Origin of the sequence: Corynebacterium diphtheriae (genome assembly GCF_001457455.1) — a bacterium.
GTDB classification, from domain to species: domain Bacteria; phylum Actinomycetota; class Actinomycetes; order Mycobacteriales; family Mycobacteriaceae; genus Corynebacterium; species Corynebacterium diphtheriae.
Window position 1 is genome coordinate 820,179 of sequence record NZ_LN831026.1, and the last position, 25,193, is coordinate 845,371.

The window sequence follows — 25,193 nt, forward strand, 5'->3', positions numbered from 1 at the left end:
ACAAAGTGTGATGCCGTAATAGTTCCGGCTTCTCATGATGGGTGAAGTTGATACTCTTAAAGCGATGACAACTTATTGCAACTGTGGCCATTGTGTGTTGCTAGCAATGTAGATCCCCCAAGGTAAAAGGACTGTAACGACCATGAGCTCACTTTCGTCTCCGGCACGTTTGCTTGCTATTCATGCCCACCCAGACGATGAATCAAGTAAGGGTGCAGCCACGATGGCGAAATATGTGGCTGAGGGGCATGAGGTCATGGTGGTGACCTGCACCGGCGGTGAACTTGGTGATGTGCTTAATCCGTCACTCGATAAAAGCGAGGTGGAGGGCAGGATTGCTGAGGTTCGTCGTGAAGAAATGGCTCAAGCAGTCAAAGAATTAGGCGTCCAGCACCGGTGGTTGGGGTATCACGATTCTGGTTTCCCAGAGGGGGAACCGCATCCACCGGTTCCGCCAGGAAGTTTCGCACTCGAAGATTCTGATGAAGTGGCGGCGAAGATCGTGGAGATTATTCGCGAGTTTCGCCCGCACGTAATCGTTACGTATGACGAAAACGGCGGGTACCCACACCCGGATCATCTGAAAGTTCATGAGGTATCTATGCTGGCGTGGGATCTGGCGGGTGACCCCGACTATCGTCTTGACCTAGGCCAGCCGTGGGCTCCGTTGAAGCTTTATTACACACATGGTTTTATTCGCCAACGCATGGAGATGTTCCATAATCTGCTGGTTGAGCAAGGGAAACCGAGTCCTTATGAGGGGATTTTAGATCGTTGGCTTGAGCACCGTGCAGACATCATGGCACGAGTAACAACGCAGGTGTATGCCGCAGACTATTTTGATCGTCGTGACGCGGCTCTTAAAGCTCACGCCACGCAAATTGATCCGGCAGGCACATTTTTTGCTACACCGATTGAAACCCAACAACAATTGTGGCCTACAGAAGAATTTGAGCTAGCTCGCACACGCGTTTCTACTTCCTTGCCGGAGGATGATCTTTTTGAAGGAATCGATATCTCGGCAGATTAAGCTAGCAAACAGTGGCCTCTGCTTAGAGGTTTGTGCGCGTTACGCATAAGATGAATGCGATTACCGTACTCCGGCGAGTGGAAAGAAGTAGGAAGAACTGTGACACAGCAATTTGCGGACATGGCAAACACGGTGTTGATCGTGGCACAGCAAGATGGTGCTGGGCCAGTGGGGTCGGAATTTGGCAAAGCCTCACCCATCGGCTGGTTCGTCGTTGTTGCGCTGCTTGCCGTGGTGCTTTACATCGGATGGGCGTTTCGACGCCGCTACACGCGCATGCACCGTAGGAATCTGTTTGCCCAAACTCACGGAATCGACCCGTTTGATCATGAGGCGATTGATAAAGCAATGGCTGAAGCAGGAGTTCTCGATCAAAGTAAAAAGTACTGGTTGTGATTACTTAAGGGAGTAGACATCATAATGCGCACACTAAAAAAGTTCTCTCTCCGCGACCTTGCTTATAACGCTGCATATCCTTTCTACGAGAAACGACTGATGCGAGAAATTCAAGGGGTGCGGCAGCCTGAGCACGTTGCCATCATGTGTGATGGCAATCGCCGGTGGGCTCGTGAGGCCGGATTTGCCGATGTTACCCATGGGCATCGCGTAGGTGCTAAGAAAATTGGCGAAATGGTGCGGTGGTGTGCGCATACTGATGTTGAACTCGTAACCGTCTACCTGCTATCGACGGAAAACCTAGGTCGAGCCTCCGACGAACTACAAATGTTGTTCGACATCATTGGCGACGTCGTAGATGAGCTCGCCTCTCCAGAAACCAATTGTCGTCTGCGGCTTGTCGGACACCTTGATTTACTGCCTGACGACGTCTCCCAGCGTCTCACCCAAGCCCAAGAAAGCACCAACGACAACACCGGAGTCTCCGTCAACGTTGCCGTTGGCTATGGCGGCCGCCAAGAAATCGTCGATGCGGTGCGCGAGCTTATCGACGCCGAAGCTGCAGCAGGAACGACTGCTACAGAAATGGTCGAGAAAATCTCCGTCGATTCCATTTCCAAGCATCTGTATACATCGGGTCAACCAGACCCAGATCTCGTGATTCGTACCTCAGGCGAACAACGCCTCTCTGGCTTTTTGTTGTGGCAGGCTGCGTATTCAGAAATCTGGTTCACCGATACGTACTGGCCAGCTTTCCGGCGCGTTGACTTTTTGCGAGCATTGCGAGAATACTCAAAGCGAAGCCGACGCTTCGGTAAATAACGCACACGTATTCTTCTCGTTCTAGGAAGGGGACCATTTCCCAGCATGGTTCATGTTCGCTTCCACTCCATTTATGGCTCCACAGCGCGCTACGCACACGAGCTAGCGCGCCGCTTGGGCACCACTGCTTGTGACTTTGATACGCCAGTTCCTCACGATGCACAGCCGCTCGTAGCCCTTAGCCCAGTGCACGGTCCCAGCATTCCTGCCGTTAAATTTGCCCGCAGCGTTTCCCCACGGGAGATTGCCGTTGCTGCTGTAGGCATGACCCTTCCTAGTGTGGCTCGCTCTAAAGACTGTCTAGCGTCGATGGTGCCAGCTTCGTGGGGACGGTTCTATCTTCCTGGCAGTTTGAAATATTCCACGATGCAGGCAGGGCATAAGGCGACGATGGCATCGATAGTCGCATTGGTGGCTGCCAAGCCAATGAAAAGTGCAAACGACAAGAGCATGATTTCGATGTTCCAGCGTGATACCGATTGGGTAGATTTTTCCGAGCTCGATGCAATTCAGCACTGGGTGCTGGAACGTCAGAATTCCGTTTAAATTTTGCGCATGCGCACGCGAGCGACTTTATGGTCTGCGCCTTTGCACAGCACTAGAGACGCTCGAACCCGAGTGGGCAGGATGTGTTCTACAAGGTTGGGGAGATTGATCGTTTGCCAGATTCGTCGTGCTTCGTCAGTCGCTGCGCGATCGCCCATGTCCGCGTAGTGGGAGAAGTGGGCATTGGGGGCGCGGAATGCTAGCTGCCGGAGTTTCAGGAAGCGATCGATATACCAGCGTTCGATGTCTTCGAGGGCAGCGTCGACATAGACACTGAAGTCAAAAAGGTCACTGACCGACAAGGTGGGGCCGGTCTGCAACACATTAAGACCCTCAACGATCAAAATGTCGGGGCGGCTGACCGTGACACATTCGTTTTCTACACGGTCGTATAGAGTATGCGAATACACTGGGGCTTTAACGTGCGCTTTTCCGGCTTTTACATCAGTGACAAAGCGCAATAGCGCGCGTTGATCGTAGCTTTCTGGGAATCCTTTGCGGTCCAAAATGCCGCGTTTTTTCAGAATCTCGGTGGGGTGGAGGAATCCATCGGTGGTGACCAAATCTACGCGAGGATGTTCGTCCCACCGCTGTAAAAGGACTTGGAGCAAACGTGCTGTGGTGGATTTTCCTACTGCCACAGATCCAGCAACGCCGATAACGAACGGGATGTGGGGTGCTTTTTCACCCAAGAAGGTCTCGGTTGCCTGCGTGAGTTCTTGGCGCGCGTGGACTTGGAGATGAATCAGACGCGACAGCGGTAGATAAACCTCGGCGACTTCGTCGAGATCGATGTTTTCGCCAATACCACGTAGTTCCACGACCTCTTGCTCTGTGAGTACCTGGGGCATCGACATGCGCAAATGACGCCACGTCTCACGATCAAAGTCGAGATATGGGCTGAGGTCTTTGTCACGAGCCATGGGTTCTATTGTGCCTTCCGTAGCCCGTGAGGAAAAAATCAGTGTGAAAAAACACCATAAGGGGGAGTGGAGTATGGAAATCTATCAATGGTTAGATATATGGTTAAGATGCAGGTATAACGCAAAAGTCGCTTACTTGCGTTTCGCTCGTTAACATCCATGATGCGCACATATGACCACAAACGATGAAAGGGTTAGTGGCCTTAAGTCATGACAGATGACATCCGTTACCAATCGCTAACCGAGCTTGATCCAGAGATTGCGGCTGCAATCACTGGTGAGCTTGACCGCCAGCGTTCCACGCTCGAGATGATCGCGTCTGAAAACTTCGTTCCACGCGCAGTTTTGCAGGCACAAGGATCCGTATTCACCAACAAATACGCTGAAGGCTACCCAGGGCGTCGCTACTACGGTGGCTGTGAAAACGCCGACATCGTTGAAGATCTAGCGCGTAACCGTGCCAAAGAAGTCTTCGGTGCCGAGTTTGCCAACGTGCAGCCTCACGCAGGTGCACAGGCTAATGCTGCTGTGTTGATGGCACTGGCCAACCCCGGCGATAAGATCATGGGCCTGTCCTTGGCTCATGGTGGCCACCTGACCCACGGCATGCACTTGAACTTCTCCGGAAAGCTCTATGAAGTTGCAGCCTACGAGGTAGAACCAGATAATTTCCGCTTGGACATGGACAAGATCCGTGAACAGGCTTTGAAAGAGAAACCACAGGTTCTGATTGCTGGCTGGTCCGCATACCCACGCCACCAAGACTTCGCAGCATTCCGTTCTATCGCTGATGAGGTTGGCGCTAAGTTGTGGGTCGATATGGCTCACTTCGCTGGTCTTGTGGCTGCTGGTTTGCACCCATCGCCAGTTCCTTACGCTGATGTTGTGTCCACGACCGTTCACAAGACGTTGGGTGGTCCACGCTCGGGCATGATTTTGTCCAAGCAGGAGTATGCCAAGAAGCTGAACTCCGCAGTCTTCCCAGGCCAGCAGGGCGGACCTTTGATGCACGCAGTTGCTGCTAAGGCTGTTGCCATGAAGATTGCTGCTACTGAGGAGTTCAAGGATCGCCAGCAGCGCACGCTTGATGGTGCTCAGATTATCGCTGAGCGCCTGACAGGTGCTGATTGCAAGGCTGCAGGTGTAGACGTATTAACCGGTGGCACCGATGTCCACTTGGTTCTTGTCGATCTGCGTAATTCCCAGATGGATGGCCAGCAGGCTGAAGATCTCCTCCATGAGGTCGGAATCACCGTGAACCGTAACGCGGTTCCATTCGACCCACGTCCACCAATGGTCACCTCCGGTTTGCGTATCGGTACACCAGCTTTGGCTACCCGTGGCTTCGATGCTGCAGGTTTCACCGAGGTTGCCGACATCATCGCTACCGCATTGGCCCAAGGCGCCGGTGCTGACACCAAGCAGCTGCGCGCGCGCGTCGCTAAGCTTGCCGAGCAGTACCCACTCTACGAGGGCCTTGAGGACTGGAAGCTCCTCTAAACCTCAAACAAAAGCCGCACATCGTGAAGGTAAAACTCCTTCAGAATGTGCGGCTTTCGTGTTGTATCACTTAGTTTTCGTCGTGATCATTGCCAGTTTCTGTAGTACGATTTTCTGCCAACGACGTACGCGCAGCACGAAGCCACTCTGGCTGGTTCTCTAGGAGGGATTTGATCTCGGCGGTGGTTAAAGCCTTGTCCATATCATTACGCTTGAGCGCGGTGATCGTGATGCCCAACTTCTGGGCTACCACAGGACGTGGGTGTGGACCATTACGGCGTAGATCTTGCAGCCACTGGGGCGGATTAGCTTGTAGTTCCACGAACTCGTCGTGAGTCAAAGCGTTGTTCTGGAACTCCTCTGGCGTGGCGGGCAGGAAGATGCCCAGCTTCTTTGCAGCGGTCTGCGGCTTCATTGCTGTGCCGGACGGCTTTCTAACAGATTCTTCATTCACAGGGTTAACGGTAGCATTGATTCTTATGCTGACACTAAGTTTCGCCACTGGAACCGAGCCAAATAAGTGGTTCACACGGTTTGAGGAACGCACCGATCATGGCGGATTGCGCACCCTGAGTGATGACGACCCCCTTTCGTTGCTTGTCGACGCCACCGCGGATCTAACACTCGTTAGGCTCCCAGATTCTCGCGTGGACAACGACGACACCGTGCACGTGGTGGAGCTATATCGAGAGTCGATGGGCGTGGCATTGCCCAAAGAACACACCTTGACGCTGCTGGACGTGGTAGAGCCAAGTGATCTTGATGGTGAGATGATTAATTACGTCACCCCTCCTAGTCTTGAGGTTGATGTCGCAGCTGTTCGTGCGCAATTGCAGATGGTGGCAGCTAATGTGGGCGTGGTGATTGCTCCGCGGCCGCTATTGAAGATTCTCAGTGGCAAGCTCGTGGAGCATCGCGAGTTTAGTGATCCGCAGCGGTATGGTCAGGCGCGTACTCGCATTGCGTTGGTGTGGAAAAAGGAGCGCGACGGCGAGGATATCCAAGATTTTGTTGGTATTGCTAAGGGGCGGACTGTGCAGTCGTCGAGGCAGTCGAATGCCAAGAAAGTATCAGCTCGTGAAAAGACGCTGGCGAAGCAGAAGCGTCGGAAAGAGGCGGGGAAGAAACCCGTGCGTAAGGGCGGCCGGCGTAAGCGTTAAGCGTACAGGGGGTGCGCAATTGCTGGGTGTTCGCATACACTCGGTTGCTTTGGTACCGACGTTTCAGCAAGGATAGAAATTATGAACGCACCGTCGCAGCCCGATTTTGTCATCCGTCCACTGCGTAGGACGGACTTCGGCCAAGTTCAACAGATTTATCTTTTGGGCTTGGAAACTGGTCATGCATCTTATGAAATTGAAGCCCCTAGTTGGGAAAAGTTTTCTACGTCAAAAATCCCAGAGACGTTGTTCGTTGCCGTCGAGAAAACCGATGATTCCAAGGTGCTCGGCTGGGTTTCCGCCGCTCCCATTTCCTCACGGACGGTTTTTAGAGGTGTTGTCGAGGATTCGATCTACATTCACCCAGATGCCCGAGGCCGTGGCGTAGCGGGTGCTCTCGTGGATAAGCTTATCGACGTCTGCCAGCATCTTGGATTCTGGGCAATCCACTCGTGGATTTTCCCCGAAAATGAAGGATCCGCAAGACTGCACGCGTCCCGTGGATTTGAAAAAGTGGGTACTTTCAGCCACCTCGCCAAGATGACATACGGAGAAATGGCAGGCCAATGGCGCGACACTGATATTTGGGAAAAACTGCTGCCCAAGCCAGAACTCGCTGATCATGAGGCAGCAGCTGTAGAACCCTAAAATACTAGCGCTCGATGGTCTGGCTTAGCTCAGTCTCGTGAACAAGGGCAAGCAAGATCGCCGCTAGAATCGACAACGGCGCGACTAGGAGGAAGACGGGGGTAAGCGCGTCGTTGTACGACACAGCAATAGCATCTTGAATCACCTGGGGCAGGTGGTTGACAAATGCCGGCGTGAGTCTACTTGCACTTTGCAGCTTATCGACGGCATCCATCGGGTAGCCCTGAGCCACAGCCTGCTGAACTGCCGTGGGCAGATGCGTTCCGATCTGTTCCTTGAGATTGGTCATGAACATCGATCCGATTAATGCTGAACCTACAGCGCCTCCTACTTGGCGGAAGAAGTTGTTTGATCCAGTGGCAGTACCCACCATTGCGAGTGAGAATGAATTTTGAACGATCAGGACCAAGATTTGTATTGTGCAGCCAAGGCCCACACCGAAGATGAACATGTATATTCCAACGGTGACAAGCGAGTCGTTGTAATGCAGCCGAGAGAGCAATACCAATGCGATGGATGTGATGATCTGCCCGATCAGTGGGAATGTCTTATAACGACCCGTGCGTGAAACGAGGTTTCCTACTCCGATTGAGGAGATCATGAGCCCAGACATCATCGTGATCATGGTTAGACCCGCCTTGGTGGGGCTCATATGGTGCACCATCTGCAAATATGTTGGTAGGTAGGCCATTGATCCGAACATTATGACACCGATAGCAAGTCCCGCGATCGTTGTGAGCGTGAAGTTGCGGTTTTGGAAAAGAGTCATGGGGATCAAAGGATCGTCGACACGCAGCTCTACAGCGACAAAAATAATACCGAAGACCACAAACGATGCAATAAGACCCACAATGATGGGATCGCTCCAAGCGTAATCGCGACCGCCCCAAGTGACAAACAGCACCAGCGAAGCCGTAGCGATGGCCATGGTGAGCGTTCCCCACCAATCCAGTCGGAACTTCACGTCTTTGCTTGGCAATGACAACAAGAGCCAAATGGTGATCACAGTGACAGCTCCTAGTGGGAGATTAAGCCATAGGCCCCAGCGCCAACCTGGGCCGTCGGTAAACCAACCACCCAGCACAGGGCCTAGTACTGAGGACACCCCGAAAACAGTGCCCATCACGCCCATGTATTTACCGCGTTCGCGGGCAGTGGTGACCTCGGCAGTGATTGCCTGCGAAAGAATCATCGACGCACCACCGGCAACTCCCTGAATGGCACGCGCAAGAATCAGCATCGACATCGACGTAGCCAACCCGCCAAGGAGTGATCCCAACATGAACAACAGGTTGGCAAAAATAAAGAGCGGCTTGCGATTGATTACATCGCCCAGCTTGCCAAAGAGCGGCATGGCGATCGTTTGTCCCAGCAAAAATGCTGTGATTACCCACGACATGTGTTCCACACCGCCGAGATCCCCCACGATAGTTGGCAGTGCGGTAGCAAAAATCATCTGCCCCAACGAGCCCATCAACATACTGAGCATCAAAGCTGCAATAATCCAGCCCACAGGGCGATGGTGTGCGGCCGGTTCGCGCATATTTTCCAGCGACAATTGAGTGCTCACGTTATAGTCCTTTGTTGATCGTGCGAAGGTGGACCAAGGCCTCGAGGCACGATTCCTCGAGGGTAGAAAAACTAGCGGAAGGGCTGTTTGCCCATAAAGTAAAACCAAAGCGGATGGCGTAGCTGGATGAAAGAACTACTGCGGTTGCTTCAACATCCACATCCCCTCCTAGTCGGCGTTGCTCGGGGAAGCGCTTGAAGTATTCGTTGACCAGCGTCTTAAAATTGACAAACACCTTGTGGTATAAGGCGTTGTAGTTAAAGCTTCGCTCTGGATTGTTATGGCGAATTGCTTTTCGGCGTCGAATTATTTCCCCACGGGTGTGGGGGTCGAAATCCTTGCCGGAAAACACAAGGTTCATGTGAAGTCGAATTACTGCTTCGGGGAGATCCTCATGTGGATGGGAAAGGAATTCTTCTCGCAGCTGCGGCAAAATGTCGACTTGGGTGTCGCCGAAGACGGCATTTTCTTTGGAATCGAAGTAGTTAAAGAAGGTTCGTTTGGAGATTTCTGCAGCGGCACAGATGTCCTCGACGGTGACGTTGTCGAATCCGTCGCGAAGCACGAGTGAAGTCGCGGCATCTTCAACGTTTATGCGGGTTTTGAGTCGCTTTGTGGCTCTTAAAGATGTAGCTGGTTGCGTACTCACAGCAGGTAAACCTAGTGCAAAAGTACACTGAGTGCAAAAAGATAATTTATGTGTCTACAAAACTGCAGGTAAAAGAAAGTGCGCCTCCCAGTCTGAAGGTGACTAGGAGGCGCACTTTGTTGTCAGATGCGACAGATTAAAGTCTTACTTGTCGCGATCGGTGTTGGCCATTGCGAGAACGTCGAGGCGCTTGTCCAGCTCTTCCTCGGTGAGCTTTTCGCCATCAACAAAGCCCAAGTCGATGACAGTCTGGCGAATGGTCTTGCCTTCCTTTAGCGCGGTCTTTGCCACCTTCGCTGCAGCTTCATAGCCGATAGCGGAGTTCAGTGGGGTAACGATCGATGGGGAAGACTCAGCCAAGGTGCGCATGCGCTCCTCATTTGGCTGGATGCCGTCGACAAGACGCTCTGCGAATACGCGGGCGGTGTTAGCCAACAGGCGAGAGGACTCGAGGACGTTGCGGGCCATCATTGGAATAAAGACGTTGAGCTCGAATGCGCCCTGTGCACCACCAAAAGCGATGGCTGCGTCGTTACCAATAACCTGAGCTGCCACCTGAGTTGCGGTTTCGCACAGAACTGGGTTGACCTTGCCTGGCATGATGGAAGAACCTGGCTGCAGGTCTGGCAAGTGGATCTCTCCGAGGCCGGTCAGTGGGCCGGATCCCATCCAGCGGATGTCGTTAGCAATCTTGGTCAAAGACACAGCGATGGTGCGCATTGCGCCGGAGAACTCGACGAGGCCGTCGCGGCTTGCCTGGGCCTCAAAGTGGTTCACGCACTCGCGAAGTTCAGAAACGCCGGTAAGCTTAACGAGCTCGGCGGTGACCTTCTGGCCGAAGTCTGCTGGGGTGTTCAGGCCGGTGCCTACAGCGGTGCCGCCGATGGAGAGCTCGCCAAGACGTGGCAAGCATGCCTCGACGCGCTCGATGCCAGCCTCAATCTGGCGAGCGTAGCCGGAGAACTCCTGGCCCAAGGTAACTGGAACGGCATCCATCAGGTGGGTACGGCCGGACTTGACAACGTTCTCCCACTCGGCAGCCTTCTTGGCTAGGGAGGCATGGAGAACCTTCAGGCCTGGAATGAGGTCCTTAACGGCGGCCTCAGTTGCGGCGATGTGAGTAGCGGTTGGGAAGGTGTCGTTGGAGGACTGGCCCATGTTAACGTGGTCGTTAGGGTGAACCTCAACGCCGTTAGCCTTAGCGATCGAGGCGATAACCTCGTTGGAGTTCATGTTCGACGAGGTGCCGGAACCGGTCTGGAAGACGTCGATAGGGAACTGGTCGTCGTGCTTGCCCTCGGCTACCTCGGTAGCTGCGGCGATGATTGCATCAGCCTGCTCTGGAGCCAGAAGTCCGCGGTCCTTATTAACCTGAGCGCAAGCGGCTTTGAGCAGACCCATAGCGCGGATCTGTGCGGCTTCGAGGCCACGGCCAGAAATTGGGAAGTTCTCAACAGCGCGCTGGGTCTGTGCGCGCCAGAGGGCGTCGATAGGCACCTTAACTTCACCCATGGTGTCGTGCTCGATACGGTACTGCTGCTCAGTCATAAGTTGTATCCACCTTTGTCAGTAGAAGGTTGCAGAAATCTGTGCGCGTGGTAGCTCGGGTAAGCGGGACACGTGCACACATGACTACCAGTATGCCCAAAAACCAAGCCAAATGTGGCAAAGATGTGGGAAATACTGATGGTGTGAGGTGAATCGATGGTAACGGGGCTACGTAAGCTAATAAAAACACCCCGTTCACCTGTGCTTAGGGCAAAGGATACGGGGTGTGGGTGATAAAAATTACTTTTTAGATGCCACTACTTCCGTGGGGAAATCTGGGAGTAATCGACAACGGAGTATTCCTGCAGTTTGTGCAGCTTGTGGGTGGATTCGATGAAACGAACGGTGCCGGACTTAGAACGCATAACGAGCGAGCGGGTGGTTGCGCCGTCCGCACGGTAGCTCACGCCACGGAGCATGTCGCCATTAGTCACACCGGTAGCGACGAAGAAGCAGTTGTCTGAAGAGACGAGGTCATGAGTTCCCAGAACGCGGTTGAGCTCGTGGCCAGCATTACGTGCCTTGGCGGCCTCCGCATCATCCTTGGGGGCCAGCACACCTTGGATCTCGCCACCCATGCACTTCATAGCGCATGCGGTGATGATACCTTCTGGGGTTCCACCGGTACCCATCATGATGTCGACTGAGTTGGTTGCTTGAGCAGCAGCAACTGCACCTGCAACGTCGCCATCGCGAATCAGGCGCACCTTGGCGCCGGCCTCGCGAATGTCTTTGATCAAGGTTTCGTGGCGCGGGCGATCCAAGACAACAACGGTGACTTGGTCTGGGGCAATACCCTTAGCCTTTGCTACGGCCTTGATGTTGTACTTGACCGGTGCGTTGATGTCGATGGTGCCCGCTGCTTCCGGCCCAACGGCGATCTTGCGCATGTAGAACACGGCTGATGGGTCGTACATGGAACCACGCTCGGCGGCGGCTAGAACGGAAATAGCGTTGGGGCGACCTTCTGCCATCAACGTAGTGCCATCGACGGGATCAACAGCAATGTCAACTGCTGCGCCTTCGCCGGTGCCTACCTGCTCACCATTGAAGAGCATAGGGGCTTCGTCTTTTTCGCCTTCGCCAATAACAACCACACCGTTCATTTGAACTGAGTTGATAAGTTTACGCATGGCGTCGACAGCTGCTCCGTCACCCTCGTTCTTCATGCCGCGACCGACCCAGCGGCCAGACGCCAGTGCAGCTGCCTCGGTAACACGAACCAACTCGAGGGCGAGGTTGCGATCTGGAATCTCTGGGTTGAGGTTGGTCATAAGGGAATGCCTCCTGTGGATGACGTTAAAAATCTCAATAGTGGGAACTGCTTATATGGTGACGCGAACAGCATAGCGAGGGGACACGGGGGAGATCCTCGCGAACACACGGTTTTTGTCTACCTGCCTAATTGTTGCAAAGCTATGTGAGAATTTACTGGAAAGCCACACCCTAAAGTGGGTAATTGTGACCTGCAAGGCAAAAAATCTTAAAGGTAACCTTGCAGACACTTTCCCTTACTGCAGCTACACCCATGCGCACGTATCCGCTGATTAACGCGCACTCATGCCATACTGTTGTGCGTGGCTGTAGAAAAACCTCGCATTTACCAAGGCACTCGGGACATCATTTTGTCGCTCGGCTCGATTTTGCTCATCGTTGCAGTGACCATCGGTTTTACTGGAATGTGCAGCTTCGATCGTGGGAATAAAGATAACGCCCCTATTCAACGCGTAGACGCTCGGACCTTCCTAGAAATGGAAGCGCGTGGGGCAGACTTCGCTGTGCGCTATCCAGGTGAGATCGAGGGCTGGCAGGCAAACTCGGCCCGCCGCATAACTATCGCCAAGGCAAGCGCGCCGGTCGTGGGGTGGGTTGTAAACAAGGACTCCTACGTTCAGCTTGCCCAAACGGGAGTCGATAAAGATGAAGCCATCAAGCGTTACGACGGCAACCTGCGCACCCGCTCCGGAGAGCATTCTCTAGGAGGGAAGGTAGTCGAGGAATATAGCTCTGAAGATAGAGACGTCCGTGATATTTGGGTCGTCGATCTAGGAGACGCACGTGTGATTGTCAGCGGTGCAGCTCCCCGTGCGGAATTCGATCGCGTCATCACCAAAATTATCGAGGCGAGCCCATTGCCTGGACCCGCCTCACAATAATCGTTGGTTTTACTGTTCGTGGCCTTGGGATGTCTCGCCCAAGGCTTTTTCTATGCGCTGTTGTGCCCCGTTGAGGTGTTCTTCGCATCTTTTAGCGAGGGCTTCGCCTCGTTCCCAGTATGCGAGTGATTCGTCGAGACCCATTTGTCCTAGTTCAAGGATCCGGACTACTTCTACTAACTCATCACGTGCTTGTTCGTAGGAGAGTTCTTCTACTGGTGCAAAGGCGTTGGTTCCAGTTCCTTGACCGATGATGTCATGTGGCATGAGGAGATGCGTCTTTCTGTTGTATGTCTTAGTCTGCTGGGATTGTTTGCATTGCGGCGGCGGTGATGGAGCCGTCGGCAACGCGGATGCGTAACTGGCTGCCAGGTGGTGACATTCCAATGGTGGTCACTACCTCGGGAGCGCTGCCATCTCGTGGCACGACTTGGACGACTGCGTAGCCTCGTGCCAATGTGGCCGAAGGTCCAAGGGCTGCGACTTGTTGGCGTAGCGACGCCACTGTGGCGCGTTCAGTACTGAGCATGTAACGCATATCGCGTCGGATAGAAGAAATTGACCGAGCAATCTCCTCGCGATGCAGCGTGATAGCGCGGACGGGATCTGCAAGGGCTGGTCTACTGCGTACGGCGGCAAGTTGTTGGCGCTCTTTGTGGACCCAGCCGCGTAACGCTGCGGCGCTACGGGAGCGAAGTTCGGCGATGAGCTGGCGTTCAGCAGCAACATCTGGAACAACCTTTTTGGCAGCGTCAGTTGGTGTTGCTGCGCGAAGATCGGCAACGTTATCTAAAACAGGATTGTCTGGTTCGTGGCCGATGGCAGAGACAACTGGTGTGTGCGCTGCAACAACGGCACGTTGGAGTGCTTCTTCGGAAAAGGGGAGTAGGTCTTCGACAGAGCCACCGCCACGGGCAATGATGATCACGTCCACGCTAGGGTCGGCGTCGAGACGCTGTAGGGCTTCGATGATCTCTGGCACGGCGCGTGCACCTTGCACCGCAGTATTGATCACGTTGAACTTCACTTCAGGCCATCTACTGTGGGCAACGGCCAGCACATCGCGCTCGGCGGCGGAGCCACGCCCTGTAATCAAACCGATGGTGTGAGGTAAAAACGGCAGCGGCTTTTTTAATGCGGGATCGAAAAGTCCTTCGCTTGCGAGTTGTTGCCGTAATCTTTCGATACGAGCCAGTAGCTCACCAACGCCCACAGGGCGGATATCGGTAACCCACAACGAAAAAGAGCCACGGCCCTCATAAAACGCTGGCTTACCGTAAACCACTACGCGGTCGCCGTCTTGAAGCCGACTAGGCAACGAGTGCAGTAACGAAGTAGCGCATGTGAGCTGCACGCTGGCTTCAGCTTCAGGATCACGCAGGGTGATATAAGAAAACTTCCAGCTGGGTTTCATATTCAGCTGGGTTATTTGTCCTTCAACCCACAGATGACCTAATCGCTCGATCCAACTTTTTACCTTGGAATTAAGCTCACGAACAGGCCACGCACTTTCCGGTGCATTTGGTTGTGCAGCCAAACCTTAAACCCCCTTCTTCACGGCGAGCAACAAACTGTATTCAACAGGAACCAACACACAAGCATACGGCAGGAGGGAGCACTCAGTGGGACAGTAGTTTAAGCTGGTGTGCATGACTTCACCCGATCAGCTCACCGCTTCTGAGTCCGCTGACACCGCCTCCGCACACAAGCGTGTGCTTGTCGCAGCCCCACGAGGCTACTGCGCCGGCGTGGATCGCGCTGTCGAAACCGTCGAAAAGGCCCTAGAAAAATATGGTGCGCCCGTCTACGTGCGTAAAGAGATCGTCCACAATCGTTACGTTGTGGACACACTCGCCGAACGCGGCGCCATCTTTGTCGATGAGACAACCAAAGCTCCAGAAGGCGCCCACCTAGTATTTTCTGCTCACGGCGTCAGCCCCGCCGTACACAAAGAAGCAGAAGCACTGAGCCTGAAAACTCTTGACGCAACGTGCCCCTTGGTCACCAAAGTGCACAACGAGGTGAAACGGTTTGCACGCGACGGCTACCATATCCTCCTAGTCGGACACGAAGGCCATGAGGAAGTTGAAGGCACCGCAGGCGAAGCTCCAGAGGTAACGCACCTTGTCGACGGAGTTGAAAGCGTGGACAAACTCCCCGAATTTCTTCACGACGAAAAACTCATCTGGCTTTCGCAAACCACGTTGTCTGTGGATGAGACGATGACGATCGTGAAAAAGCTCCATGAGCGCTTCGCACACCTCCAAGACCCTCCTAGTGATGACATCTGCTATGCCACCCAAAACCGCCAAGTGGCAGTCAAAGCAATTGCTGCAGAATCGGATGTTGTCATCGTTGTCGGCTCCCAGAATTCCTCGAACTCCAAACGACTGGTTGAAGTGGCCCTACAAGCCGGTGCTGGCGCGTCCTATCTGGTTGACTACGCCCACCAGATCGATGAGTCTTGGCTCGATGGTGCCACCACCGTGGGAGTATCTTCAGGCGCTTCCGTGCCAGAGATCTTGGTGCGCGGAGTACTAGAATTCCTTGACGAGCGTGGCTTCCATGACGTTAAGGAAATCACTACTGCGGCCGAAAAGATTACCTTCGCCCTTCCTAGAGATTTGCGCCCTGCGCGCACATAGAGCGAAACAAAAGGCGCCACACATGGGATATGTGTGGCGCCTTGTGCTTTCTAACTTTCGATTTTAACTGTATAAGTCGTCGTCGAAAGTGCGAGTTCTATGAATTTCGGGATCTGGATTTACTAGGCGACGAGTCAAGTCCCGCTTGGCGGCCTCACGCTGAGCTGCAGTACGTGTAGGCCTTGGCGCAAACGACTTGGCACCGGTTTGTTGCTGTTCTTGCCTACGCCGCATCAGCTCTTCAACAGTCACACTGTTATCGCGGCGAGATCGGCTGCTGGCCCGAGTGCGCTGCGGTTTGCTAGATCGTTGCGCTTGTGTGCGAGCCTTCGACGCGGCCGTGTAATTCCGACGATCAGTCTCGCTTTGAGCACGTCGAGTGCGCTCCGCGATAGTGGTAACGCGCTTGTATTTGCGTTTGAGGAGCGACACACGAAGATAAGCAATCAGTCCCGCACCGATGGTCGTTGCCGCTAGGAGGGGGAAATGCTCTGTAATGGGATAAATAGTAGTAATAAGCTGCGTTGTGCTAAAAGGCGCGCCTTCAGCTGCTGAGCTTTTTACAATGAGCCATGCTGTGGCAAGAATTCCTACACCGAAAAACAGCGGCAGGCTTGCCACGAGTAGGAATAGACCACTGGGAAGGGTAAGGAGTGTCGTAAACAGCGAGAATGCGACAAAGATCGTGAGAAAAGGCCAGCCGACGCTGCCTGTTGCTTGAGAAATCAGCAGCCCAGTGACCATCGCGGCTGTCATGAGAACAAGAGAGGACCACAAAGAGATGCCAAAGAATTGGTCGTTGGCATAGGTGGTGTGTGCCTGGCTGTGGCGTTTATGTTCTGTCTTGTTCTGCACGGATGTTTATCCTACTCAAGGGGATCTGTGGTTGGGAACTTTGGCCTAGGGGGTGTGTCCTAAAAATCAGGGTTTGTGGAACAGATGTGTTAGGTCGCTGATTTTCGCTTTTATCCCTTGGACAACAAGGAAGTGATCAACATCTGGTTGCGTGTCTGATTCTCTAGGAGGGGGAGAGGCTTGTTGTTCTTGGGATTTTAGTTTCGCTGCGATTAGTTCTTGGTTTTTCTGTTCGCCGAATTTTCCGGTGATGGAGCCTGCGCGAGTAACAAATTTGATGTCGTCGGCGGTTTTTTCGCCAGCTCGTAGCGCTGTCATGTCTTGGAGGTAGCGGAATAAGACGGCGATCATGGCTGCGGTGGGGACTGCGAGGAAGGCTCCGACGATGCCAAAGAGGCTGCCACCGAGGGTCACGGATACCAAGACGACCACTGGATGCAGGTTCATGGCGCGAGATTGCAGGATGGGGGAAAGCACATTGCCTTCGAGTTGTTGAACTGCGAGCACGATGATGAGTGTGATCACGGCTTTGGTAAAGCCTAAGGACACGAGTGCTACGAGGACGGCTAGAGTTCCTGCGACAAAGGCTCCGACGATGGGGATGAATCCGGCGATGAAGGTGAGCACTGCGAGTGCGAGTGCCATGGGTACGCCTAGGAGGAGGAGTCCGCCGCCGATCGCGATGGCGTCGACAAGCGAAACGAGGGCTTGGGCACGTACGAATCCGCATAGGGTGATCCACGATCGTGCGAGGAGCTCCGTGAGGTGCCAGCCTGCGCGCTTTCCGACGATCCCACGTACCCAGGGCAGGAATTTTTCGCCGTCTTTGAGGAAGAAGAAGGTTAAGACGAGGACCACACCGAGGGTAACGAGTACGGATGTTGCCACTCCCAGTCCGGAGAAGATTTCACCAGCGATGGTGCCGCTTTTACTTTGGAACCATCCGGCGGCGGCATTGATGCGGTCGTTCAGCTCTTCAGAATCGAGGCTAAGTGGTGGTCCTTGCAACCACAGTTGGATCTTTTGGATTCCTTCGAATGCTTGGAAATACAGGGTTTGAGATTGCCGTCCTACATCTGGGGCGATAATCCAGATGAGGAACCCAAAGAATCCAAAGCTGGCCAAAATGCTTATGAGCGCGGCGATTCCGCTAGGGATGCCTTTGCGACGCATCCAGATTGTTGGCGGCCACAGCACGGTGCAGACGATCAGTGCGAGAATGACCGGCAGTACTCCGCGCCACACCTGCTTGAGTAGATACCAGGTAGCAAATGCGGTGGCTGCAATGATGAGAATGCGGATACACCATGTGGAGAGAACTTTAACGCCGTGCGCTATGACTTCCGAGCGGTCGATGCGGGCGTGGTCGTCGTGAGGAGACATGGCCTCAAAGACATCAGTTGCCTCGGTAGAAGATCCGGCGTGTTCGGTGCGTGGTGTCACACGATCTGGTGCGGATTCTTCTGGGGTGGGAATGTCGGAAGTCACAGCAATTATTGTGCCTCATCACATGCGTTAGCGTGGAGAGCAATGCCCAATGATGGGATGTCTTTTTTCTATGCCATCCCCCGTGGGTGTTAAGAGGTGTGTTCTTGAGCGATCAGTACGTCGTCAGTGGCGAAGTCGTGTTCGCCGAGGATTCCTGAGGTTTCATCGGGATGTTTGATCAGGGTGATCAAGGCGAGAGCGAGTCCGCCCCATATGACGATGATGAATAAGAGCATCATCAGGATAGCTGCGGTCGACATTAGTGCAGTTCCTCCTTGCTGTATTGCTCGATCGCAAAGCCCGCGATACGACGTTTCCCGTGTTTTCCGTGGTCATATTTTTGGGGCTTACTAGGAGTGCGCTCATTTTCTGTTTCGACGCCGAAATCGGACCCCGGTGGGCCGTCGATAGGCGTGGTACGAGGCCAGCCGATCATTGACATGACGATGGAGCTGACGATGATGAAGGCGATGACACTCCATCCAAACCATGCAACTTGAGTGCTGGTGTATCCGCCATAGGGCTCAGAAATCAGGCTGGCTAGTTCTTGGAAGAGGGTAAAACCTAAAACCAACGTGGTCACATTGACCACACAGATACGCCAGAGCGTGCCTACGCGGAAAGACGACACCATATTCAGATGCAAGGAGAATTCATCGACTCGACGCAAGATCCAGTCGATAATCACAATGCTGATGAGTGCGATGGCAACAATGCCGACATTGTTGGTGAACTTATCCATGATGTCCAAGGTGGCCAGGCCTGACGTAGTTGCAAACAAGACAATGGACAAGCACGCCATGAGGATGCCCACGGTTACTGCCGTTGCTTTCCTAGACAAGTTCGTTTTATCTCGTACGCCAGAAACTACAACCTCTAGGAGGGAGAAGAGGGAGGTAAAACCAGCCACGGTAAGCGAGCCGAAGAACAAGATCCCAAACACGGCTCCGAAAGGCATCTGATTAATAATGGTGGGGAACGCGACGAAAGCAAGACCGATTCCGGATGTTGCTACCTCGTTGACGGCAACATTTTGTTGAGTTGCCATGAAACCTAAGGTGGCAAAGACGCCGATTCCTGCGAGAACTTCGAAAGAAGAGTTAGCAAAGGCCGTCACTAGACCGGTGCCGGTGAGGTTGGAACGTGGCTTGAGGTAGGAGGAGTAGGTGAGCATGATGCCGAATCCCACGGAGAGTGAGAAGAAGATCTGACCGTAGGCTGCTACCCATACTGTGGGGTCTTTAAGAGCTTCCCAATGCGGAGTGAAAAACGCGTTGAGGCCGGTGGCGGCGCCGTCGAGGAAGAGTGCGCGAACCACCACGATGATAAACAGCACGGTGAGGATGGGCATGAAGATTTTGGATACTCGGCCGATGCCGGCGTCTACTCCCATGGCAAGGACGATGATTGCTGCGATCCATACCAAGGCTAGGGCAATGGTGATGGGGCCTACGAAGTCAGTGGAGAAGGTTGCCGTTTCGTCGAATTGGAGGAAGTCACCAAAGAAGTACGCGTTGGGATCATCGCCCCATGCCTGGTTAATGGACTTTACGGTATAAAGCGCTGCCCACGCGATGATCGCGGCGTAGTAGATGGTAATAAAGAAAGCGATACCGAGCTGGATCCAGCCGCCGACTTCTGCCCAGCGCTTGATACGTCGAAACGCAAGTGGCGCAGAGCCGCGGTAGCGGTGACCGATGGCAAAATCGAGGAACAGCAGCGGGATTCCGGCGGTGAGAAGCGCGATGAGGTAAGGCAATAGGAAGGCTCCGCCACCATTTTGGTAGGCCACATAGGGGAATCGCCAAATATTGCCCAAGCCAACAGCTGAGCCGATGGCAGCGAGAATAAAGACCCAGCGTGAGGAAAACGTCTCACGGCGCTGGCCTTGCTCACGTGTGCTTGTCATGAGCGTACCTTTCGTACAAACCCCCAGACGCAAAGTGCGCGGGGGCGAAGGAATACAAAACGAGCCTCTCTTTTCCGTGAGGAATCATTGCGGCTGAAAAGGTGGTGCGGCCGAAGTGTCTAGGAGAGGATAAATAAGGTATGCCCTATGGGTGAGGGGGCCTTGAGGGGAAATGAGATGTATTAAAGATAACACCTTTTGTCCCGTGGTGTGAGATTTTTGCAAGATAAAAATCCCATTTTTACAGGAGTATGTGTTCAGCGTTGCGACGCTTCTGTGATAGCTCCCCCTGATATACGTGCACAGCGCTGGTGGTGAGCCATTTTGCTGGCTGCTTGCTAGTATGATAGTTCGTGAGCCTTACACTTGGAATCGTCGGCCTGCCCAATGTTGGCAAGTCCACGTTATTTAATGCCCTTACCCGCAACGACGTTCTGGCGGCGAACTATCCCTTCGCAACCATCGAGCCCAACGTTGGTCTTGTCGAGCTTCCAGATGCTCGCCTGAACCGTCTCGCAGAGATCTTCCAATCGGAGCGCATCTTGCCAGCTACGGTGTCCTTCGTTGACATTGCTGGCATTGTCAAAGGCGCATCCGAGGGTGAAGGCATGGGCAACGCCTTCCTAGCGAATATCCGCGAGGCAGACGCCATTTGCCAAGTAGTTCGTGCCTTTGCTGACGACAACGTGATTCACGTTGATGGTCGAGTAGACCCCAGCTCAGACATCTCAGTGATCAACACCGAGCTGATCTTGGCAGATCTACAAACAGTAGAAAAAGCGCTTCCTCGTCTTGAAAAAGAAGCCCGCAAGAACAAAGATCTGGCCGAAACCGTCGAAGCAACCAAGAAAGCACAAGCCATTCTTGAAGACGACCGCACCTTATTCGCAGCATCCAAAAACGGTGAGATCGATCTCGCCCTGGTCCGCGAACTACACCTCATGACGGCTAAGCCTTTCCTCTACGTCTTTAACTCCGATGAAGAAGTACTGACCGACGATGCCCGCAAGCAACAACTTCGTGATCTCGTAGCCCCTGCCGAGGCCGTGTTCCTCGACGCAAAGACTGAGACTGAGCTCCTCGAACTCGACGAGGATGAAGCCCTCGAATTGCTCGAGTCCGTTGGCCAAACCGAACCAGGTCTTGCCACGTTGGCAAAAGCCGGCTTTGCAACCTTGGGTCTTCAGACTTACCTCACCGCAGGTCCTAAAGAATCGCGCGCATGGACGATCAAGCAGGGATCTTTGGCGCCTCAAGCCGCTGGAGTTATCCACACTGACTTTGAAAAGAAATTCATCAAGGCCGAAATTGTCTCCTTTGATGATCTCGATGCTGCTGGTTCCATTGCTGAAGCCAAGGCTCAGGGCAAGATGCGTATGGAAGGCAAAGACTACGTCATGCACGACGGCGATGTGTGTGACTTTAAGATCGGTGGCTAACTGCCAAAGCTATTAAAAACCGCGCCCCCTCCTAGAGACGAAGGGGCGCGGTTTTGCTGTGTTGAAGGGGATCCGGTTAGTGCTTCTTTTTGTGGAAAGGCGCGATGAAGGCTACCACAATAAATCCCAAAATCAGGCCGAAGATCAGCGATCCTACTGTTTCTGTTGTCCAAGCCACTGCGCCACCTAGGTGTTCCACGGAATGTGCCAAGTGGTGGATTACATCGTGGGGTGCAGGCCACAGCTTGAGTGAATCTAATCCGCCGATAACAATGTGGCCACCGACCCAGAGCATGGCGAGCATACCGATGAAAGAAATAGCGTTAAGAACCACAGGCATTGCCTTGACAAGTCCAGCACCGAAGGCGCGGGCAGTACCGGAATCTTTGCGCTGATAGAAAAGTCCTACGTCGTCAAGCTTGACTAGGAGGGCGACTGCACCATACACCACGGCCGTAATAAAAATGCCGACCGCAACAAGAACGGCCGCTTCCATCCAGATGGTTTGGTCTGCGACTTCATTAAGCGAGATCACCATGATTTCTGCAGAAAGAATCAAGTCGGTGGTAATTGCGCCTCGGACAAGTGTGTTTTCGTCTTTTGCACCGGCTTCTTCTTCGCTGGAATGTTGTTTTCCAGTCACCATCTCCCAGACTTTTTCGGCGCCCTCGAAGCACAAGAATGCGCCGCCTAGCATCAAAATGGGGGTGAGCGCCCACGGGGCAACCGCGTTGAGTAGGAGGGCGATCGGCAAGATGATGCACAGTTTGTTCACCAACGAGCCTTTGGCAATGCGCCAGATGATGGGGAGTTCTCGGGCGGGGGTAACGCCGCGAACGTATTGCGGGGTCACGGCTGTGTCATCGACAACTACGCCTGCTGCTTTGGCGCTGGTTTTTGCCGCTGCTGCAGCAACATCGTCGACGCTTGCCGACGCGGTGCGTGCAATCAGTGCGACATCATCTAAAAGGGCAGCTAAGCCACCGGCCATGGGAAACCTCAATTTCGCTTTGTGACATGGTCAACTTTCCTCCAGTCTACGTCGCAGGACTGCTCTATTGTCGGTGGCATGCATATTGTGATCGTTGGTGCCGGCGCAGTCGGCGGGTTTTTCGGTGGTTTGTTGCACGAATCGGGCACGAAGGTCACTTTTGTTGCCCGTGGGGAATCGTTTGAGGCGTTGCAACGTCGAGGGATGAGGCTTTACGACGCCTCCGGTGTGCGAGACATCCGCGTTCCGGTGGTAGAAGACCTAAGCCACGTTCCCGACGCCGATGTGGTGATTTTGGCGACCAAGACCTTAGGCAGCGTGGATGTGCCCAAAAATCTTCCCAAGAATGCCGTGTTGGTTACCACTCAGAATTCAGTGGAAATGCCCCACATCGCCGTAGAAGCGCTGGGTGTCGACCGAGTAATACCGGGCGTGGTGCGCAGCTTTTTAACCAAGCGTGGACCAGCCGAAGCGGAGTTCTCCGGCGGAATTTTCACGTTTACCTTCGGGTGCATGAGTGAGGCGACACGTGGGATCGTCGATAAGCTGGCGCACGTCTTAGATCGAGCCGGAATCGAACCGGTGGTGCACCCAGCGATCATGACCGATATTTGGTTCAAAGCGATGTTCGTCACTTGCTTTGGTGCCCTAGGTGCGCTCGTCAACCAACCGTTGGGTGTTGTGCGAACAACGTACCGTGACGATTTTAAATCTCTGATCAACGAGGTTGTCACAGCCGGCCAAGCACATGGTGTGGACTTTCCAGAAGATGTGGTCGATCGCGTATTAGCTTTTGCTGACGCGCAGCCTAAAGGGGCAACTAGCTCTATGCAGCGAGATCTAGCCGATGGTCTTCCTAGTGAGCTCGATGCTCAAGTTGGTGCGGTCGTGCGAATGGCGCAGCGTGTAGGCGTAGATGCTCGCCTCCATCACCTAGTAGGCAACGTACTTTCTCATAAGCACAGCGACTGAGTATGCTTTAAGCGCACAATTTTTATAAATCACGGGTGCTGGACGGCATACGTTTGCCACAAAGCTGAGACAGGGCGAGAAGACGTGCACGCCCCTGAACCGTTGAACCTGATCCGGGTAATACCGGCGATAGGAAGAATAATGAACCGATCGAAGAATTCTTGGCGTGTCATTGACATCGTGATCGCCTCCGTCATTGCTATTGCCACTGGCTTGCTGTTTTGGGTGTGGAACACCATCGGATACGCCTGGTATTCGGCGGCCGACGCTTTCACACCTGGGTTTGGCGGCATCGCTGTTGGAATCTGGCTGATCGGCGGTGTGTTGGGTGGACTTATCATTCGTAAACCCTTTGCGGCGATCTACGTAGAACTCATCGCCGCTTGTGTTTCCGCAGGCATTGGTAATCAGTGGGGAATTGAAACGATTTACTCAGGTCTAGCACAAGGCCTCGGCGCTGAGCTCGTGTTCGCCTTTTTCCTTTATCGACGCTTCGGACTAGTCGTAGCAGCGCTTTCTGGTGTTGGCGCAGCCGTCGGTGCCTTCGTCCTCGAACTGTTCACCTCCGGAAACCTTGCTAAATCCGCTGTCTTTAACCTGACCTACCTAGGAAGCATGGCTATTTCCGGTGCTGTTCTAGCTGGCGTCCTTGGCTACCTTCTAGTCAAAGCACTGGCACAAACTGGCGCGCTCGATCGCTTTGCTGCTGGTAGGCAAGCCCGAGCACTTGTCTAGTCTAGGAATCCTAGCTATCTGATTTTTCTCGTACACCAAAAACCTGCGGCCGCTGTGACTACCACAGTGGCCGCAAGCCATATATCGGGGTGGGTGAGCTCAATAGCCATCGCCGCGCCAAACAACGGAGCCCGTTGCGCAATCGCCAACACGATAGCGGCAGCAACCAATGCCATGACCGCGTGCGGAGCGCCAAAAAGAATAGCAACGCACACTCCGGCTGCCGCCCCAACAGCAAGTGATGGTGTCAGTACACCGCCCACAGCACCTGCACGAATGCACACAAGCGTTGCCATCAATTTGGCGAGGAGAAGTGCACAGGCCATTAAGGCGGTGATATCAGTACCGAAGGCGACATCAAGTACGAGCTGACCGTTGCCATGAACCGCAGGAAACCATGTTCCCACCGCATACGTGATCGCAAGCGCTAGTGGGAGAGTAATCACAAGCCAAGGGCCGGTATAGCTACGCTGCAACTGTGTGACTGTCAGACGACGCCACATCACAGCAACCACTGTGGCAACAATTGTCACGACTAGGAGGGGGAGGAAATCATTGACTCCTAGCGCTTCGTGAGGAAATCCGTACAAAGGCGCTGGAACTACCGGCGATGCGACTGTAGTGGCAATGGCGCACACTGCGATGGTGGTCGCTATCGTGGCGCGGTCGCGTCGAACGGGGAGGAGCTCAAGGACGAAGAAGATTCCGGCGATGGGAACGTGGTACATAGCTGCAAGTCCTGCGCCAGCTGCGGCGGCGAGGAGCCGAATACGACGATGGCGGTCGGTGTCGTTGTGGGCGGGGGCGATGCGTTCTGCAAGGGCTGCGGCTAGTTGTCGAGGTGCTTGTTCTTTACCCAGTGAGGCTCCTGCGGTGACGATGAGCAGTTGTAGGAGGGCGTCGGCAAGCGTGCGCCACAAGGGTAGGGGCGTATCGGTGGATAGTGCTGCGGTGACGGTGACGATGGGGCCACGTCGGCGTAGTGCCCACCAGCATGTTCCTGCAAGTGCTCCTACTCCTAGGCTGATGAGTGCCATGGTGGTGTGGGTGAGGTGTGCGAGCTGGTGTTCTGCGGTGTGAAGAAGGAGTGTGGTGAGGATTCCGACGAGTCCTGTGGTAACACCGACGATGCTTATGCCGGCGATTTCTTTGATGATGGCGGTCCTACTCACCTTTTTAGAATGACACATGGGCGCGTTGCGACTACGATC

General features: G+C 53.9%; 26 protein-coding genes. 12 read left to right on the plus strand and 14 right to left on the minus strand.

All coding sequences use genetic code 11. The features are described from left to right. Positions 1-142: 142 nt before the first annotated feature. Genes mca through AT687_RS04050 form a run of 4 tightly spaced genes read left to right on the plus strand, consistent with a single transcriptional unit; the run spans position 143 to position 2,794 of the window. On the plus strand, positions 143-1,030 hold the full coding sequence (gene mca, locus AT687_RS04035; RefSeq protein WP_014318877.1) for a mycothiol conjugate amidase Mca: 888 nt from the start codon (positions 143-145) through the stop codon (positions 1,028-1,030). Between the two features lie 54 nt (positions 1,031-1,084). Next, positions 1,085-1,426, plus strand: coding sequence for a hypothetical protein (locus AT687_RS04040; protein WP_010934674.1), 342 nt, complete (start codon positions 1,085-1,087; stop codon positions 1,424-1,426). A 24-nt stretch (positions 1,427-1,450) separates the two neighbouring features. Beyond that, positions 1,451-2,248 (plus strand): isoprenyl transferase, encoded by a 798-nt coding sequence (locus tag AT687_RS04045; protein WP_014318878.1) that lies wholly within the window; start codon positions 1,451-1,453, stop codon positions 2,246-2,248. A 45-nt stretch (positions 2,249-2,293) separates the two neighbouring features. Continuing rightward, positions 2,294-2,794 (plus strand): flavodoxin domain-containing protein, encoded by a 501-nt coding sequence (locus tag AT687_RS04050; RefSeq protein WP_014301660.1) that lies wholly within the window; start codon positions 2,294-2,296, stop codon positions 2,792-2,794. Here the strand turns inward: AT687_RS04050 and coaA are convergent. Next, the gene (coaA, locus tag AT687_RS04055; RefSeq protein WP_003850853.1) at positions 2,791-3,717 is read right to left on the minus strand and encodes a type I pantothenate kinase; all 927 of its coding nucleotides are present in this window, start codon (positions 3,715-3,717) and stop codon (positions 2,791-2,793) included. The two genes, AT687_RS04050 and coaA, sit on opposite strands and share 4 nt — an antisense overlap. 210 nt (positions 3,718-3,927) lie before the next feature. Between coaA and glyA the strand changes: the two genes are divergently transcribed. Further along, entirely contained in the window at positions 3,928-5,217 is a 1,290-nt protein-coding gene (glyA, locus tag AT687_RS04060) for a serine hydroxymethyltransferase (RefSeq protein ID WP_014318879.1), read from the plus strand. Positions 5,218-5,287: 70 nt separating this feature from the next. On the opposite strand, the gene AT687_RS04065 is transcribed toward glyA, so the two are convergent. Beyond that, on the minus strand, positions 5,288-5,632 hold the full coding sequence (locus AT687_RS04065) for a DUF5997 family protein (RefSeq protein WP_010934678.1): 345 nt from the start codon (positions 5,630-5,632) through the stop codon (positions 5,288-5,290). Between the two features lie 64 nt (positions 5,633-5,696). Between AT687_RS04065 and AT687_RS04070 the strand changes: the two genes are divergently transcribed. Both AT687_RS04070 and AT687_RS04075 read left to right on the plus strand, forming a co-directional pair. Continuing rightward, positions 5,697-6,377: a LysR family transcriptional regulator substrate-binding protein gene (locus tag AT687_RS04070; RefSeq protein ID WP_014318881.1), complete on the plus strand. Its 681-nt coding sequence runs from the start codon at positions 5,697-5,699 to the stop codon at positions 6,375-6,377. A gap of 81 nt (positions 6,378-6,458) precedes the next feature. Then, positions 6,459-7,025, plus strand: a complete 567-nt coding sequence (locus tag AT687_RS04075; RefSeq protein WP_003850857.1) for a GNAT family N-acetyltransferase — start codon at positions 6,459-6,461, stop codon at positions 7,023-7,025. A gap of 4 nt (positions 7,026-7,029) precedes the next feature. Here AT687_RS04075 and AT687_RS04080 read toward each other — a convergent pair whose 3' ends face one another. The 4 genes from AT687_RS04080 to glpX all read right to left on the minus strand — a co-directional run bounded on the left by AT687_RS04080 (position 7,030) and on the right by glpX (position 12,066). After that, a complete protein-coding gene (locus tag AT687_RS04080) occupies positions 7,030-8,595 on the minus strand; it encodes an MDR family MFS transporter (protein WP_014318882.1) in 1,566 nt (521 codons plus the stop codon). Position 8,596: 1 nt separating this feature from the next. Then, on the minus strand, positions 8,597-9,244 hold the full coding sequence (locus tag AT687_RS04085; RefSeq protein ID WP_014318883.1) for a TetR/AcrR family transcriptional regulator: 648 nt from the start codon (positions 9,242-9,244) through the stop codon (positions 8,597-8,599). Positions 9,245-9,388: 144 nt separating this feature from the next. Beyond that, complete coding sequence (locus tag AT687_RS04090; protein WP_014318884.1) at positions 9,389-10,792, minus strand: class II fumarate hydratase; 1,404 nt, start codon at positions 10,790-10,792, stop codon at positions 9,389-9,391. A gap of 257 nt (positions 10,793-11,049) precedes the next feature. Then, positions 11,050-12,066, minus strand: coding sequence for a class II fructose-bisphosphatase (gene glpX, locus AT687_RS04095; RefSeq protein WP_014318885.1), 1,017 nt, complete (start codon positions 12,064-12,066; stop codon positions 11,050-11,052). 303 nt (positions 12,067-12,369) lie between these two features. Between glpX and AT687_RS04100 the strand changes: the two genes are divergently transcribed. Continuing rightward, complete coding sequence (locus AT687_RS04100) at positions 12,370-12,948, plus strand: DUF4245 domain-containing protein (protein ID WP_014318886.1); 579 nt, start codon at positions 12,370-12,372, stop codon at positions 12,946-12,948. A gap of 9 nt (positions 12,949-12,957) precedes the next feature. Here AT687_RS04100 and AT687_RS04105 read toward each other — a convergent pair whose 3' ends face one another. Both AT687_RS04105 and xseA read right to left on the minus strand, forming a co-directional pair. Then, a complete protein-coding gene (locus AT687_RS04105; protein ID WP_003850869.1) occupies positions 12,958-13,215 on the minus strand; it encodes an exodeoxyribonuclease VII small subunit in 258 nt (85 codons plus the stop codon). Between the two features lie 28 nt (positions 13,216-13,243). Then, positions 13,244-14,485 carry an exodeoxyribonuclease VII large subunit gene (gene xseA, locus AT687_RS04110; RefSeq protein ID WP_014301668.1) on the minus strand — a complete coding sequence of 414 codons (1,242 nt, stop codon included), beginning with the start codon at positions 14,483-14,485 and terminating at the stop codon, positions 13,244-13,246. A gap of 112 nt (positions 14,486-14,597) precedes the next feature. On the opposite strand from xseA, the gene AT687_RS04115 reads away from it, so the two are divergent. Then, entirely contained in the window at positions 14,598-15,593 is a 996-nt protein-coding gene (locus AT687_RS04115) for a 4-hydroxy-3-methylbut-2-enyl diphosphate reductase (protein ID WP_014309323.1), read from the plus strand. Positions 15,594-15,656: 63 nt separating this feature from the next. On the opposite strand, the gene AT687_RS04120 is transcribed toward AT687_RS04115, so the two are convergent. The 4 genes from AT687_RS04120 to AT687_RS04135 form a co-directional block, all read right to left on the minus strand. Next, positions 15,657-16,448, minus strand: a complete 792-nt coding sequence (locus AT687_RS04120; RefSeq protein WP_014318887.1) for a DUF6542 domain-containing protein — start codon at positions 16,446-16,448, stop codon at positions 15,657-15,659. A 66-nt stretch (positions 16,449-16,514) separates the two neighbouring features. Beyond that, positions 16,515-17,936 carry an AI-2E family transporter gene (locus AT687_RS04125; protein ID WP_014318888.1) on the minus strand — a complete coding sequence of 474 codons (1,422 nt, stop codon included), beginning with the start codon at positions 17,934-17,936 and terminating at the stop codon, positions 16,515-16,517. A gap of 89 nt (positions 17,937-18,025) precedes the next feature. After that, positions 18,026-18,196 (minus strand): methionine/alanine import NSS transporter subunit MetS, encoded by a 171-nt coding sequence (gene metS, locus AT687_RS04130; protein WP_003850879.1) that lies wholly within the window; start codon positions 18,194-18,196, stop codon positions 18,026-18,028. Further along, on the minus strand, positions 18,196-19,845 hold the full coding sequence (locus tag AT687_RS04135) for a sodium-dependent transporter (protein ID WP_014318889.1): 1,650 nt from the start codon (positions 19,843-19,845) through the stop codon (positions 18,196-18,198). Before AT687_RS04135 ends, metS begins: the two co-directional genes overlap by 1 nt. A gap of 353 nt (positions 19,846-20,198) precedes the next feature. Here AT687_RS04135 and ychF point away from each other — a divergent pair, with 353 nt between their 5' ends. After that, positions 20,199-21,284: a redox-regulated ATPase YchF gene (ychF, locus tag AT687_RS04140; RefSeq protein ID WP_003850882.1), complete on the plus strand. Its 1,086-nt coding sequence runs from the start codon at positions 20,199-20,201 to the stop codon at positions 21,282-21,284. Positions 21,285-21,360: 76 nt separating this feature from the next. Here ychF and AT687_RS04145 read toward each other — a convergent pair whose 3' ends face one another. Next, a complete protein-coding gene (locus AT687_RS04145) occupies positions 21,361-22,275 on the minus strand; it encodes a DUF808 domain-containing protein (protein WP_014318890.1) in 915 nt (304 codons plus the stop codon). A 78-nt stretch (positions 22,276-22,353) separates the two neighbouring features. Between AT687_RS04145 and AT687_RS04150 the strand changes: the two genes are divergently transcribed. Next, the gene (locus tag AT687_RS04150; RefSeq protein ID WP_021334963.1) at positions 22,354-23,247 is read left to right on the plus strand and encodes a 2-dehydropantoate 2-reductase; all 894 of its coding nucleotides are present in this window, start codon (positions 22,354-22,356) and stop codon (positions 23,245-23,247) included. 141 nt (positions 23,248-23,388) lie between these two features. Next, complete coding sequence (locus AT687_RS04155; protein WP_003850888.1) at positions 23,389-23,982, plus strand: ECF transporter S component; 594 nt, start codon at positions 23,389-23,391, stop codon at positions 23,980-23,982. A 14-nt stretch (positions 23,983-23,996) separates the two neighbouring features. Here the strand turns inward: AT687_RS04155 and AT687_RS04160 are convergent, their stop codons facing one another. Beyond that, positions 23,997-25,172: a chloride channel protein gene (locus tag AT687_RS04160; RefSeq protein ID WP_014318892.1), complete on the minus strand. Its 1,176-nt coding sequence runs from the start codon at positions 25,170-25,172 to the stop codon at positions 23,997-23,999. Between the last annotated feature and the right edge of the window lie 21 nt (positions 25,173-25,193).